Source organism: Rhizobium grahamii CCGE 502 (genome assembly GCF_000298315.2).
In the GTDB taxonomy this organism is placed as follows: domain Bacteria; phylum Pseudomonadota; class Alphaproteobacteria; order Rhizobiales; family Rhizobiaceae; genus Rhizobium; species Rhizobium grahamii.
In genome coordinates this window covers 1-13,719 of sequence record NZ_AEYE02000023.1, presented here as the reverse complement: position 1 = coordinate 13,719, position 13,719 = coordinate 1, and the positions used below count along the sequence as shown (strand labels likewise).

The window sequence follows — 13,719 nt, the reverse complement described above, 5'->3', positions numbered from 1 at the left end:
CACAGGCAGCGTCCGCTAAAATGAATCATCGCACCATTGCGAAATTGATTTCTGGTGGAGCGGCTTGCGTCGGCGGGGGAACGCGCATCATCTCGCAAAGCTTTGTTGCGCTAGGCTGCTCCCCAATCTCAGTGACGATCGGAAGGGGAAACATACGGACGCTATAGCTGCCGTGGCCACAAGGGGGGCCTATTGCCACGGAGGAGACTTGCGCCGCATGCTTCCCCAAGAAGTCTCAACCGATGAAATGCCTAAAGGTTCCTGCGAAGGCGAACCCCAGCCAGCACGACTGCAGCCGTTCACGCGTCGTTTGCGGATACAAAAAGTCAGCCCGGCAGACGTGGGGTCGAAAATGGTTCCACGATGAAGATTTCGGTACCAACACGCTGCATCCCCAGGTCACACCATCATTCGATGGATAGCGATTTACGGACAAACGCCGTCGCTCGCGAAGCAGATGTTGGTCTTTGTTGTCTGTGCAACGGTCGTGGCACATTATTTCATTGCACTCATGGATTATTCGTTCGCTCCACCAATTGAATTGGCCAAATTCTGCTGAAACGCAAACCGACTACCGCATCAAAGCGTACGCAGTCGGAGCCCATGGCTCCAACCTCTTCGCAAATCAGGACAGAGCGTTTCGAACTTCCTCGGGCGCGCTGTCAATGTCGGGACTGACCGTCCGCTGTTGGACGGTGGCAGACTTCTGCTCGAGATAGAGAAGATTGAGGAGGTCGACCAAGTCGTCAGCTTCTTCCCAATCCAGCCCGTAGAGGCGCACGTCCCCGACCACGGCGACTAAGCCGTTTGTCTTGTCGACGATCGCCCAGAGATTTGTCCCGTCCTGCCCTGCCTGAATTTCGAATCGTGTGAGCATGGGCGCCAATTTAACTAAATTTCCGGGCGTTGGGAATTGTGAGTTTCGAGATCAACTTCGCCGCATTTGACTTCAATTCTGACTCGCTCGGCTTTGCCAAATGCTGTCAGCTGCACCACGTATTGGAACGAGACACCGTAGCGTTTTTACCGTTCACTGCATCGGGTGCGCGATCCATAACTATTCCCCAGCGCTCGAAATATTGTCCCACCTCATGAAATCTGGGCGTCGGCAGGTGCATTTCTTGGACGATGGCCAGGTTAGCGGCGTCGCGAAAAGCAGACACTTTTGCGTTTGCACACGCTTTATGGCGAACTTGCCAAATGCATACACGTCCGCGACATTCCCGCTACCAAGTAGAGGGCCAAGCTTTTCCATAGACAGCTCCACCCGGCCAACTACGCGTGAGCAATAGCAGCATCTGCCACGTCGCCAAAGGTCCACCAGCGCGTATCAACGGCAAGGCGACCGGACGCCAACTCCCCAAGAACGCTTAGCGGTGCGAGTGCTTTGACATGCAGGGAGCGAGTTGTCGGACCGGTTGCCGGTCTATGGTTGAGACCGGCCAGGCCACTATATTTCTCGTCGTTATGCGGAGACAGAGGCCTGCGTTCGATGTACAAGGCAGATTTACCAATAAGCGCGAACTTGTTCTAGCGTCCAGCGCGCACGAAACGCTATGCACGTTCCCTGGTAGACTGGGCAGGAGCAGGGTTTTGACCGACACCCATCACGACAACCATTCTGACTATTGGAAGCACAACGGCGTCCGCGTCATAAAGGGCGATCAGCTTGATTCAAATACCCCGCAGACCCCTGGCATGTTTCGCCAGGCGGCCATCAACCACGCTCGTGTTGGGGCACAAAAGATCTGGGCCGGCACGGTCGCAATCGAACCAAATGCGAAGACCGGCGTCCACCACCACGGTGCGCTCGAAAGTGTTATCTTCGTCATTCGAGGCAGAGCGCGTATGCGCTGGGGTGATCGACTTGAGTATGTTGCGGAGGCCGGACCGGGAGACTTTATCTTCGTCCCGCCATATGTTCCGCACCAGGAAATCAATGCTGATCCTGACAACATTCTCGAATGCGTCCTTGTTCGCTCAGACAATGAAGCGGTTGTCGTCAATATAACTGATGTCGATCCGATAGAGGAGCCCGAGGCGGTGTATTGGATCGACCCGATCCATAGGCGCCCGGAGTAAACTCTCTTCCTCGGGTCACCACGGAAGGAGCGAATATGCACTCGGATTCCGCCTTTCGTGGAAAAGATGATGCTAGAGCTATGCCACATCGCGAACATCGCGTTGGACGATCGCCTGGATATAATCCGCATACCAGTCCTGTCTGCGGCCCAATGCCTCGGGATATCCACCTGCTAGAACTGCAGCCATCAAATCGTCGCCGACGAAAGTATCTCCGGCTTTGGCGTCATTTCTGGCATTGACTGATTAGATATATGACGATTTGACATTCAAACCGCGTCCAATTGAAACCAGGAGCCATAAAAATAAGCGGCGTTCCCCATGGCAAAACATAGGGAGGGAGAGAGAGCCCATGAAGGCGCTGCTGATCTTTCGCGGACGGCCCCCCCAACCCGAGCAGCTTTTGAATGGTTCCACACAATCTCAGTTTCGCCTGGCAAGGGCAGGCCCGTCCCTAATCTCCTCAAGCCAAAGGAATGATCCACCAGTCAACTGTCACTGATGACGGCACCTAAAATATGACCGTGAAAGTGCGCAGGGTCGACCAAATTTCCACAGAAAGCCTCCTGCCTCTCACTTGCTCTGTCGTGTCGCATAGCGCAGATGTCGCTATCAATATTAAAGCGGTGGCTCGCTCCGGTACCCCCTGCGCACCACTCCACGCGCACCATACCCGCCCATGGAGGAACCTGTTGGGACAAACGACCCCGGTTCCTCGGCGTCAACGCCGACACGCTGCCGATGATATGGATTGGCCAACCAGCGAGTCTCAGAGAAATACGCTCTCGTGCGAGCCTGCTGGTCGGAGTCCTGTGATAGGACCAGCGCAAAATTGTAACTGTTCTCCTGGCTCGGCTCTCGTGTGAAGTCGAAATATGCACCAAAGCGCTCGCTTCTGACGTCGAGGAGTTTCTGGATCGAGGGGAGCGCCTCTTGAAAGTCCTCCCACCTCGCTTCGACAACGATAACTTCGAAGATACGCATGAGGGAGGGATCAAGCATTCCACGATCATCCGTCTTCGGCCCCACAATTCGACCACTTATCTCAAAGATATCGCCCCTCGAATTCCCTCGAACGCGCAGAAACGTCGAACGAAGGGGACGGGCCTCGTCCCGCTCGTAAACGCGCTGAAAGTAGCACTCGTAGTTGACACTTCGCATAGAAGCGGCGCGCCACTGCGTCGTCTCAATTCCCGCATTACGAAACGCCGCGCAAACCTCGGGGCCCGAAATCCGCCATGTGCGCAGGAATTGGCTTGCCAGTTCAAAAATCGGAGAATCGAAAAGGCGCGTTCCATTCGACGCGGATTGCCGTAAATCAGCGCGCATGGCGATAACCTCGCCAGTCGGCCGCAACGATCGGGCTTGCCTTTGAGCGACAGGGTATAGGCTTGGGGTAACGGCATCGCGCCGATAGAGGGCGCTGCTCGATAGTGCGACGATACCGACAACAGCGACAAAGACGAGTCCGATAAGGAGCGCTTTACGGCTTTTTATCCAGAGCGGCGGTGTAGTGATCCGACTTCCCGAAGTCTGGTTTCCCAAATCCAACACCGTCGTGAGGGGTAAATGCGCAATCTCTAAGATAGCAGTCGTTGAACCCATTTGGAAGACGTTGGGTCGGCGAACTCTCGATCCCGCTGAAGCACGACAGGGCGCGGCGTCGCTCGAACCGACCCAACGCAAAAGCCGACCCCCATCGAAAGCGGAGCCGTTCTCGGGGTCGGAGGCGCCATAGGTCAGCGAGCAGCGTTTAGCCGCGACGGTTTAATCGGGTTCGCAATTCCTTACTCGCTCGAAAGAATGGCGCCCAACTTTCTGCGACGAAGATTGCATTTCCGGTTCGGGGATCACGACCCGCGCGGGACTGGCGATTGCGGATCGAAAAAGACCCAAAATTACGCAGTTCTGCGCGGCCACCGCGCTCGAGGATTTCTGTGATTGCGTCGAGAACTGCATCGACCACCTTCTCTGCATGCCCAAGATGGAGGTGCGGGTAATGAGCGGAAACGCGTTTGACGAGCTCTGACCGTGTCAAGTGAGCATTCCTCCACAAGCTGTCCTATTGATGCCAGATGGCTCTCAGCAGGATAGCGCTTGAAATCGCAATCTCAAGTCATGCTGTTTTCAAAGGGGGCCCGTAACCCGCTTCGGAATTAGATGCCGCTACGCTCGAAGGGACATCAACGCACCCTGCGGCGCCCCCCGCAGTTCCTTGAGCGTTGTCAGGCAGACGGACACTACTGGCGTCGTCACTGGGCTTTTCCGAGCGGCATCGGAGAGAGGCCAAGATGACGGAACCGACAAGGACCGGGTTGGCCCCGGAGAAGAAGCAGAGTGCCTGCATCTCGACACACATCCGCATTCGTCCGGCCGAGAGGCGCAAATAGCACGGTGCCATGAGATCACGTGCAAAGGCTATCGTGCGGGCGAACTCGAAGTGATCGAGGGTTTCGGCATAGGAGGGCTTAGAGCCGGAATTGCAGTTCGCTGGTTGATCGGATTCTGTCGGCACGGGCAGGATCGCGACATGCGATTCTCGATCGTCTCGCCCATCCTAAGAACTCCGCCCGCGCTAACGCGCACGTGACCATGCACGGCTGAGGCCAAGAGAGCGAGACCCTACCATGCCGTACGAGCCGAGCCGAGCGAGTATGTGTTGAGAGAGGAGACGTGCGCCACGAGCGTTTTTACCGATACCACACAATTCCCGGGGGGCCTGAGATTGTGCGTTGCCAAGTGCTTTAGCAGTTCTTCGGCATTTCGTTTATCATCAAGTGGAAAGCTGAAGGTCATGTGTAACTCCAACAATATTTGTATCGGAGGGATTAACGTCATGTTTCTTTTGCATTGCAACAAAAAAAGTTTAAAGAAAAAATTAAAATCGATTAGGTTTGAAAGGCCTATTTTAAAACCGTTTTAAACGCTGCCCGGCAAGCGCGCCACGGGATCGGCTAATCCAACGCGGGGCTTGTCGCGGGTTTGGCGGGAGCCGTCGAAAGACCTCGGAGTTGAGCCGGGCTCCTCGTCTTTTTCACTTGAGTCTGGTAACGCGGGACATTCATGCCCGGCCCTTGAACCCGCGACACGTTATAAGCGAGCATGAATGCACGCAGCCGCGGTGGATCATTTGGCATTGCCGGGTTACAAGCCCGCGCTAAATTCGGGAAGAGTTCATAAGCGGTAACCGATGCCAAGCCCTCCCGAATCCTCAAACCAAAATGCCAATGATCCAAGCACGGGCGCCGATCACTCGGCGGATTCGCGGATCCCCGACCGCATCGAGACCCCGGCGGCCGCCGTGGACTTAATTGGTGGGGCCAGTTCAGGCTCCGCTGCCCATCAACCGCGACGGCCCCACAAATCCTTCGGCCAAAGCAGACTGGCAGCGCGCTACCTGATGCGTGCGCTGAGCCAGGATTTGAAAGCGAGTTCAACCTCGGCGCGGACCAGGGCAAAGACAGCTTCTTCCTATCTGGGGACGAAGCTCAGGGGATCAATCCGAGCGGGAACAACAACAACTGTCCGCAATTTCTGCACACGGTCGGCGGCTAGTTTGGTTAAAGCAGCGGCCGGTATCAGTGCGACAGCCCTCAAGAAACGCCGGCACGCATCCCTTGACGCTGGCCGGTGGAAATTCGCTCTCGTTTCGGTCTTTCTTGTCGGTCTCCTGCTGATAGGAAGTATATTCGTTTGGGCATTGAAGGACGTACCCTGGGGTGAGATCCGGGATGGGACCCTGAAGCCTGTCGTAGTGCTGGAAACCGCTGACGGTGCACCGCTGGTGCGTCAGGGGCCTTATCAAGGATCGTATGCGCAATACAATCAGTTTCCGCCGCATCTCATCGACGCCGTCCTCTCAATTGAGGATCGGCGGTTCATGGATCATTTCGGCATCGACATCAGAGGGATAGCAAGGGCGTTCCTGCGGAACTTCGAAGCTGGCTCGGTGGTAGAGGGCGGCAGCACGATCACGCAGCAGCTCATCAAGCTGCAGTACCTCGACAGCGATAGGACAATAAAACGGAAGATACAGGAGGTCGTTATTGCCCTGTGGCTGGAGTGGAAGCTGGGCAAGGAGGAAATCCTCACTCGCTATCTCAACAGCGCATATCTTGGTGCCGGTGCGACCGGCATGCCTGCCGCCGCGCGGATCTATTTCAACAAGGATATTAGCGCCCTCAATTTGCAGGAATCAGCGATGCTGGCGGGATTGCTGCGGGCACCGAGCCAGTGGAACCCGATCGATAATTTCGAAGGCGCCCGGCAACGCAGCGCCGTCGTCCTCGACACGATGGTAGCCAATAGCAAGATCACGGGAGCGGAGGCCGACGAAGTCAAGGCGAGCTTCGCCAAACTTCATCCGACGACGCCGACCCCGCGCTCCGGAAGTTGGTTCGCCGACTGGATCTCGCCGCAGGCGAGCGAAATCGCCGGCTCCTCCCCAGGTTCGACAACGGTGCGCACCACGCTGGTGCCGCACCTGCAACAGCTCGCTGAAAGGGTCGTGCGACAAGCTTTGGAGCGGGAAGGAAAGGCTGCCGGAGCGTCGCAGGCCGCATTGGTTGCGATGACGCCGGACGGTGCCGTCGTTGCCATGGTCGGCGGGCGCGACTACAAGGCAAGCCAGTTCAACCGCGCCGTCACCGCGATGCGGCAGCCGGGCTCAACCTTCAAGCTGTTCGTCTACTATGCGGCCCTGAAGGCCGGGCTGACCTTGTCCGATCGGATTCTCGACGCGCCAATCAACATCAACGGTTGGGCGCCGGAAAACTACGGCGGCGGCTATCGCGGATGGGTAACACTTGCGGAAGCCTTTGCGCGGTCGCTAAATGCCGCGACGGTGACACTTGCCGACGAGGTCGGGCTCGACAATGTAATTGCCGCCGCCCGAGAGCTAGGCATCGATGCTCCACTTGCGAACACTCCGTCCTTGGCGCTCGGGACATCCGAAGTAAACCTGCTCGACCTGACCAGCGCCTATGCCTCGGTCCGTCTCGGCAAAGCGCCCGTCGAGCCCCGGGGGATCATCGACTTTCAGGCAGCAGGGTATCCACAAGCGTTTCGGCTCAGCCCACAGGTTGGGCCAAATATTGACCTTTCGCCTTACCAGTCAGATCTCCTCGGCCTCCTGCAGTTGGTGGTCGAGCGCGGCACTGGACGTGAAGCCGACCCCGGCGGGTTTGCGGCCGGCAAGACCGGCACCAGTCAAAACAATCGCGACGCCTGGTTCGTCGGCTTCACGGAACCGCTCGTCGCCGGGGTGTGGGTTGGCAATGACGATGAAACGCCGATGAATGGCGTTACAGGCGGCGCTTTGCCAGCGCGGATTTGGCGGGACTTCATGCGGGCAGCGAGGACCGAGCCTGCACAAAATGAGTCGAGGTCCGCTGGATCAACGATCGACGGCCCGGGCGCGCCACAGTCCTGCAACATCACAGCCTGCTCCCGCAGCTACCGTTCCTTCCGGCCGTCGGACTGCACCTACCAGCCCTATTCCGGCGGGCGGCGTCTCTGCGAAAAGTGATCGCTTCACGCAAGTAAACTGCGAACTGGTTAGCCTTTGTTATGGGGGGCTTTCCACCTTTGTGGGAGTTGGAATGCCCATTTGTTGCCTTAACATCGACGAGTTCGCTCACCAGGCTTTCTCTTGAGCTGAACGACCTCGGCGGCCATGCCAGGACTGTTACCAGGGCTTCCGTTGCACGTCATCATCGTCCTGCATTATTGCGAGCGACCAAGGCAGCTATTCAGGGACTGGCGGATCGATCGAGAACGGCCGAAAGGACCGGCACCCCCTGAATGTCGACAGGGAGGGCTGCATGGCTGAGGTAGAGGCCCTCATCACGCAAGTGACGACAGGCCCCGAACCAGCCCGGGCTCAACGCGAGCAGCCGAAGCGCTGCAGCTCAAAATCAATGGATCAGATGAAGGACCAAGATCGCCTATCTGAATGGTTCAGTGTGCCGCCGCCAGCTTAACGACGGGCTTGGCGTCTTCCGCCTTCATCCTACCCTCAATGACTGCTCGGCAAGCGTTCCACGCTCTTTTCCATTTGGCCGTGCTCTGGTCGGGTTCGTGAATCAGCCAGGTTAAGGCTTCCTCTGGAGAGCTTACAACAATGCGAATGCGGCTGTCTCCGAGCACGAGGGGCTCTTTCCATCGGTGTACCAACATGGCTGGGCTCCAATCGTAAGTGTTCTCCGTTTGCCGACGGCAGCGGGCATCAGTCCGCCTCCCTGTAGGTGGGTATCTAGCATCTCTAATGAAAGGGGAGGAAACGGTCGATGAATAGCCGTCGAAGTTCAAATGTGGGCAAGCGCACAATTTGAATATTTGAACATCCATGCACTGAAGTGGGCTAACCCGGCACGAGGCACAACTCGTAAAGGAGTGGCGGCCGGCGCGTGATGCCTGTAGCATCGTTATTAGGTTCAAGCCCGGGTCAAGGGATGATTTGATGCATAAGGCTGTGCTTCTGGCGACAGCGTTGTGGTGTTTTTCCAGCGGTGCCCACGGGGCTACCGTGAAAGATGTCGTTGGCTGGGCCAGGGATGGCAACAAGGAGTTTGTGGCGCTTCTTACTGGTGTCGGTCGCGGCGTCGAGGGGGCGAACATGACAATCGGCTTCGAGCAGCGGGAGCGGACGCTCTATTGCCAGCCGAACATTGCGATCACCGGCGATCAGTATCTTCGTATGATCGAGACTGACATTGAACGGCATCCGGCGCACGGCGGTCTCGATCCGGCCATGGTCGGCGTCGTCATGACGATGGCGTTGATAGAGGCATTCCCATGCAAGTGACTGCGGGGTGAGCCTGCGTAGAGGGTGGTAGAGCCGCACGTCCAAACGCGCCTGCCTGCAGACCTGGTCGCTGCCACTCCGACGCATCTGGCCGGCGCCGAAGGCGCCCGCCAAGCTCATTTGGGGCCCTGTGTGGGTCAGTAGACTAAGCGGGTTCTTATCGTTCCCGGAATCTGGCGGAGAGACTGAAGGATGTCGTCGGCATTTTGTGAAATCCCCTCGGCTTCCACGACCACATAACCTGTATCACCATAGGTCTGAAGAAATTCTCCAAGGATATTCAATCCGCGCGATGAGAAGATTCCATTCAGTTGGATGAGTATGCCAGGGCGATTTTCATGAACATGGATGAAACGGGTTCCGTTTGGACGTTCAGGCAGTTGAACCTGAGGGAAGTTAACGGCCCCCATCGTTGAGCCTATGTCAGAATATTCAACCAGCTTCCTGGAAACTTCCCCGCCGATGCGCTCCTGGGCTTCTTCCGTCGAGCCACCGATATGCGGTGTCAGAATGACGTTGTTCAAGCCTTGCAAGGGCGTTTGGAAACGCTCCTTGTTCGATGCAGGCTCCTTCGGAAAAACGTCAACGGCAGCACCAGCAAGATGGCCTTCTTTCAGAACCTTCGCGAGCGCGTCGAGATCCACCACCGTGCCTCGGGAATTGTTGATGAATATGGCGCCCTTTTTCATGCGCCGCAGTTCTTTTTCGGTGATCATGTTATACGTCGAACTCGTTTCCGGAACGTGCATGGTCACATAATCCGAAATCTCGAGAAGTTCGACGAGCGAAGCCATAGACTCGGAATTCCCCCGGCGTAGCCTGTCCGATAGATCGAAATAGCGCACAACCATGCCCATGCTTTCCGCAAGCGAACTCAGCTGTGAGCCGATATTGCCATAGCCGACGATTCCAAGCGTCTTCCCGCGTACTTCCCGACTGCCTGTGGCGGATTTTTCCCATCCACCTTGATGGGCAGAAGCCGACCGAGGGAAAATCTGCCTTGTCAGCATGATGATCTCGCCGATCACCAGTTCTGCCACCGAGCGCGTATTCGAATAGGGAGCGTTGAAGACCGGAATCCCGCGACGCCGGGCGGCGTCGAGATCGACCTGGTTCGTGCCGACAGAGAAACAGCCGACGGCAATGAGCTTTTTGGCAGATTCGAAGATCTCTTCTGTCAGCTGCGTTCGAGACCGAATACCGATCATATGCGCGTCGGCGATATGGCTTTTTAGGTCCTTATCATCGAGCGCTTTGGGCAGAGAAACGAGATTGGTGTAGCCGGACGACAAAAAATAATCCACGGCGCTCTGATTGATGCCTTCAAGCAGAAGCACGGAAATTCGGTCGCGTGGGAGAGAAAGTTGAGGAACCATGGATATACTTTCAATTTCCGATTTTGAACTCGTCTAATCGCTTGTAGTCCATTGAGGCGGATTCCAACATGCCTTTGCGACATCTGGCAAACGACACAAGAACTAATGCGAGTCATGTCGGGACGAGATTTTCCAACCAGCTGGGGATAGCTGAGGTGCTTTCCAAACATCCTTGAGGGATCCGAACACTAGCCGCGTTGACGTCCCGAGTTATTCCTCCAAGGCGAATGGCGCCTGTGGCGACGAACAATCTCAAGGCTCGATCTCCAACTCAAAGACCTATCAATACAGACCTTGTCCTGGAGACAGGGAGCAGGAGTGGCGGTTTCAGGTGGCGAATTTTAATCAGAAGCTGTGGAAATCAGGCACTTACCTTTGCTTTTGCTGCAGCGCGTCAATGACAGCGCGAGCAGCTGATGGCAGGGATGCTCGAACGTACGAATGGGGAAACAGATATGACGACTACCAATGAAATCGCTGACAAGGTCGCTGCTGAGCATGGTCTGACGAAGGTCCAGGGCAAGGCAATTGTTGAAGCCGTGATCGCATCGATCGCTAGCGCTGCTGTCGCCGGCAACGAAACGTCCCTGCCCGGCTTTGGAAAATTCAAGGTGAAGGCAACGCCTGAGCGCGAGGCCCGCAATCCAGCCACGGGTGCGACCATCAAGGTCGCAGCGGCCAAGAAGCTGACCTTCCAGCCGGCCAAGGCGCTGAAGGATGCGCTGAATAAGTAAATGAGACGGACCCCACCCGTTTTGGTGGGGTCCTGTTTATACGGCATAGGCAGACGTGAATAGCGGCTTCACGCCGCCACCCTCCCTGAGATAAGAGGTTACAGGCGATGCAGGTGACGTCGCGTGCCTGATTAAGCCCGGTGTCTAACCTTCGATAAGCATTGCGGGGCGATGTGGCTCATTACGACGCAGGACCATCGCCAAAAAGCGATTGAGCAGAGAAAACATTGAAAGGGCAGATCACGCTGAAGCAGGATCTGCTGCAACATCTGGGCCTCGAGCCTGTCGAACGGCAAACTCCCTAATGGCGAGCTTCGCTGAAGCCGGCAAGGCCAGCCGGCATAGTCCGGGGCAAAGAATTGTCCCTCGCCGCCACGCCACTGAACTGCAATTTCGCCTTCTGCAGCTCTAAGCCCCCCTATATAAAGGTGCACATGCGGGCCGCTTGGCGAAACTCTGCCGCCCGGCCCAATCCAGGTGAGCGGTGCCAACAACCTTTTGTCGAAGGTTATATTCATCGAGACGCAAAGGCACTTATGCATATTCGACACCAGTGCCCGTCCGTGATCCCGATGCACATGACGATCACCCGAGAGCATGCTGCCGATGGTGACTTTCCCGTCTGAAGTCGACGGCATCAAGCTGATCTATAGCGAAGAATCAAGCGAGCTTGCCCGCCGCGGTGTGCCGCATAGCTTACCTCCCATCTGGATTGATGGTGGAGGTTCCTGCGGCAGCACTCACGCTGGACAAATTCGAGAGTGCGGACTTCTTTTCGTTCGGCCGATCTCGCGCAGTATCTTGTCGCCTCGCCACGAGAGGATGCCGACTTCGCGATTTCCCAAGCCAAGGCGGCTCCGGCGGTGCTGCGGCTTCTGACCAGGCAGCAAAGCTTGCCGGCAGTAAGCGGATCAGCATCTGCGGCGAAATGGCCGAAGACCCCTCGTGTACCGCCGACCTTCTTGCTGCGGGCATACGGCATTTTTCCGTGGCGCCGACGCAACTTGCCTACAACTCAGCGCATCGCATCATGACGGCGCATGGCCTGCGGATTGAGCGCTCGCTCGTTGGCACTTATGCCACGTCGCTCGACATGCAGGGCCTTTCCATCACGCTCGCTTTCCTTACGGAAGAGGAGTTTTCTCTATGGGATTCGCCCGTTGCAACGGCTGCCTTGCGCTGGGGCTGCTAGATACACTTGCCAGCCATCGTAAAAAACGTCCATGCGACCGCCAATCCCGCGTCGTCAGAGGACGCCGACAGCTCAAACGCTTAGTCAAGTCGGTTTCGACTCCGGTGGCATTGTTCTAAGATATCTCACGAACGCCATCGTCAAGTCGGTGTATCATGATCGGCCAACTGGCAATTGCGGTATTGGGCGAGCTCAGCGTCAGTCGAGATGGAGTGCTCCTGCCTCTGCCTCAGTCGAAGAAGACGCGTGCCCTTCTTGGCTATTTGGCAGTTATCGGGAGGCCCCAGCGTCGCGACCATCTTTGCAAGCTGTTCTGGGAAGTGCCAGACGACCCTCGGGCTTCGCTAAGGTGGAGCCTGCACAAACTTCGACCCATTGTGAACACCGAAGGTCATCAGCGCCTGTGTGGAGACCACGAATCCGTTTTCCTTAGCCTCCAGACGGTTGATCTGGACATCACCGGCATAGCCTCCCTTCGACCCACTGACCTCGCCCTCCTGGATACCGAGACACTGGAATCTCTCGCAGGGACTTTCCGCGGTGAATTTCTCGAAGGTCTTAGCCTGCCACACTGCCCAAGCTTTGAGGCTTGGCGGCAATACCAACGAGACAAGTTACTTCGAATACATACAATAATTCTGCGCACCCTCATCGGACGCCTCCAGAATAATCCGGACCGAGCGGACGCTCATTGCCTGGCGCTGAACAGGCTGACTGCAGAAATTGCCGACGTCGATCTGCCCGAGCGGCGGTCGGAACCCCGGGAGCCTCTGCCGCTTCCGTTGCCGTCCGGCAGGAGGTCGCAGGAAATTCGCTTCTGCAAGACCTCAGACCAGACAACGATCGCCTATGCAGTGTGCGGGCATGGATCACCGATCGTGCGAGCTGCGCATTGGATGTCACATCTCCAGTATGATTGGGAGAGCCCGGTTTGGAGGCATTGGATCGACGCTCTTTCGGAGAAAACGATGCTCATCCGCTATGACGAGCGTGGCACTGGTCTTTCGGACTGGGTTGCCGAGGATATCTCGTTTGCGGCGATGATTGCCGACTTAGAGTCGGTGGTCGACGCTGCGGAGCTCGACCGATTTACACTTCTCGGGGTGTCGCAAAGCTGCGCCGTCTCTGTTGCCTATGCCTTGCGGCATCCCGAACGGGTAACGGGCCTCATCCTCTACGGAGGATTTGTTAAAGGCTGGCGGAAGCGAGGCGACACCCATGAAGTGGCCACCCATGACGCAATGACCGCACTGATCCGGGAAGGATGGGGTCAGAACAATCCTGTTTTTCGGCATCTGTTTACAGCGATGTTCATTCCAGGGGCAAATCAGGTGCAGATGGATTGGTTTGATGAACTGCAGCGCGTTTCGGTTTCCCCTTGCAACGCCGGCCGCCTCCATGAAGCATTCGGCGAAATCGATGTTTCGGACATCCTTTCGCAGGTAATGGTACCGACGCTCGTTCTGCACGCAAGAAATGACGCTGCCGTACCCTTTTGGTGCGGAAGAGAGTTCGCAACCGGCATTCCCG

12 protein-coding genes are annotated in these 13,719 nt (G+C 56.7%); 6 read left to right on the top strand and 6 right to left on the bottom strand.

What is annotated here, in order from left to right:
• Positions 1-625 precede the first annotated feature (625 nt).
• Positions 626-877, bottom strand: a complete 252-nt coding sequence (locus RGCCGE502_RS19115; RefSeq protein ID WP_016555833.1) for a hypothetical protein — start codon at positions 875-877, stop codon at positions 626-628.
• A gap of 716 nt (positions 878-1,593) precedes the next feature.
• On the opposite strand from RGCCGE502_RS19115, the gene RGCCGE502_RS19110 reads away from it, so the two are divergent.
• Positions 1,594-2,082, top strand: a complete 489-nt coding sequence (locus RGCCGE502_RS19110) for a cupin domain-containing protein (protein WP_016555832.1) — start codon at positions 1,594-1,596, stop codon at positions 2,080-2,082.
• A 618-nt stretch (positions 2,083-2,700) separates the two neighbouring features.
• Here RGCCGE502_RS19110 and RGCCGE502_RS38075 read toward each other — a convergent pair.
• From RGCCGE502_RS38075 to RGCCGE502_RS39105, 3 genes are all read right to left on the bottom strand, one after another.
• Complete coding sequence (locus RGCCGE502_RS38075; protein ID WP_016555831.1) at positions 2,701-3,687, bottom strand: DUF6030 family protein; 987 nt, start codon at positions 3,685-3,687, stop codon at positions 2,701-2,703.
• 148 nt (positions 3,688-3,835) lie between these two features.
• Entirely contained in the window at positions 3,836-4,120 is a 285-nt protein-coding gene (locus RGCCGE502_RS19100; RefSeq protein WP_016555830.1) for an HU family DNA-binding protein, read from the bottom strand.
• A gap of 78 nt (positions 4,121-4,198) precedes the next feature.
• A complete protein-coding gene (locus RGCCGE502_RS39105) occupies positions 4,199-4,597 on the bottom strand; it encodes a hypothetical protein (protein ID WP_369333331.1) in 399 nt (132 codons plus the stop codon).
• A 675-nt stretch (positions 4,598-5,272) separates the two neighbouring features.
• Between RGCCGE502_RS39105 and RGCCGE502_RS19095 the strand changes: the two genes are divergently transcribed.
• Positions 5,273-7,609: a PBP1A family penicillin-binding protein gene (locus RGCCGE502_RS19095; RefSeq protein WP_040675077.1), complete on the top strand. Its 2,337-nt coding sequence runs from the start codon at positions 5,273-5,275 to the stop codon at positions 7,607-7,609.
• Between the two features lie 431 nt (positions 7,610-8,040).
• On the opposite strand, the gene RGCCGE502_RS19090 is transcribed toward RGCCGE502_RS19095, so the two are convergent.
• Entirely contained in the window at positions 8,041-8,259 is a 219-nt protein-coding gene (locus tag RGCCGE502_RS19090; protein ID WP_016555828.1) for a DUF982 domain-containing protein, read from the bottom strand.
• Between the two features lie 283 nt (positions 8,260-8,542).
• Between RGCCGE502_RS19090 and RGCCGE502_RS19085 the strand changes: the two genes are divergently transcribed.
• Entirely contained in the window at positions 8,543-8,887 is a 345-nt protein-coding gene (locus tag RGCCGE502_RS19085) for a hypothetical protein (protein WP_016555827.1), read from the top strand.
• A 137-nt stretch (positions 8,888-9,024) separates the two neighbouring features.
• On the opposite strand, the gene serA is transcribed toward RGCCGE502_RS19085, so the two are convergent.
• Complete coding sequence (gene serA, locus RGCCGE502_RS19080) at positions 9,025-10,263, bottom strand: phosphoglycerate dehydrogenase (protein WP_016555826.1); 1,239 nt, start codon at positions 10,261-10,263, stop codon at positions 9,025-9,027.
• A 455-nt stretch (positions 10,264-10,718) separates the two neighbouring features.
• Here serA and RGCCGE502_RS19075 point away from each other — a divergent pair, with 455 nt between their 5' ends.
• From RGCCGE502_RS19075 to RGCCGE502_RS19060, 3 genes are all read left to right on the top strand, one after another.
• Positions 10,719-10,997: an HU family DNA-binding protein gene (locus RGCCGE502_RS19075; protein WP_016555825.1), complete on the top strand. Its 279-nt coding sequence runs from the start codon at positions 10,719-10,721 to the stop codon at positions 10,995-10,997.
• A gap of 718 nt (positions 10,998-11,715) precedes the next feature.
• Entirely contained in the window at positions 11,716-12,189 is a 474-nt protein-coding gene (locus RGCCGE502_RS39235) for a dihydroxyacetone kinase subunit DhaK (RefSeq protein WP_425327258.1), read from the top strand.
• A 968-nt stretch (positions 12,190-13,157) separates the two neighbouring features.
• The coding region (locus RGCCGE502_RS19060) for an alpha/beta fold hydrolase (RefSeq protein WP_016555822.1) at positions 13,158-13,719 on the top strand (562 nt) is incomplete at its 3' end.

Coding starts and splice junctions, on each gene's coding strand:
- RGCCGE502_RS19115 (WP_016555833.1), bottom strand. CDS start 877: ATGCTCACACGATTCGAAATTCAGGCAGGGCAGGACGGGACAAATCTC.
- RGCCGE502_RS38075 (WP_016555831.1), bottom strand. CDS start 3,687: ATGGGTTCAACGACTGCTATCTTAGAGATTGCGCATTTACCCCTCACG.
- RGCCGE502_RS19095 (WP_040675077.1), top strand. CDS start 5,273: ATGCCAAGCCCTCCCGAATCCTCAAACCAAAATGCCAATGATCCAAGC.
- RGCCGE502_RS19090 (WP_016555828.1), bottom strand. CDS start 8,259: ATGTTGGTACACCGATGGAAAGAGCCCCTCGTGCTCGGAGACAGCCGC.
- RGCCGE502_RS19085 (WP_016555827.1), top strand. CDS start 8,543: ATGCATAAGGCTGTGCTTCTGGCGACAGCGTTGTGGTGTTTTTCCAGC.
- serA (WP_016555826.1), bottom strand. CDS start 10,263: ATGGTTCCTCAACTTTCTCTCCCACGCGACCGAATTTCCGTGCTTCTG.
- RGCCGE502_RS19075 (WP_016555825.1), top strand. CDS start 10,719: ATGACGACTACCAATGAAATCGCTGACAAGGTCGCTGCTGAGCATGGT.